General features: G+C 35.4%; 1 protein-coding gene. It reads right to left on the bottom strand.

The genetic code is table 11. The features are described from left to right. On the bottom strand, positions 1-229 hold a 229-nt coding region (locus HHH54_RS11740; protein ID WP_198618842.1), incomplete at both ends, for a transposase.

The raw sequence follows: 229 nt of genomic DNA, 5'->3' as shown, positions 1-229 counted from the left end.
AGACTGTATTGGCTATGCCAATTGTCAAAAAGACGGAACGGGTGGTAATGCATGCGATCGAGTTCGTTCGCAGGTTTTAACAAGAGTTTCCAATGACGCTTAAGTTTATTATATTTGGGTCTTTCATTAGATTTAAACAGATTCATAATACGAATACGACAACGATTTATTTCACGATTAATCGCTTGAACAATATGAAATCGATCAATAATAATATCGGCATTAGGGA

The sequence above is a fragment of the Staphylococcus canis genome (genome assembly GCF_016238445.1).
Lineage (GTDB): Bacteria > Bacillota > Bacilli > Staphylococcales > Staphylococcaceae > Staphylococcus > Staphylococcus canis.
This window is presented reverse-complemented; position numbering and strand designations above follow the sequence as displayed.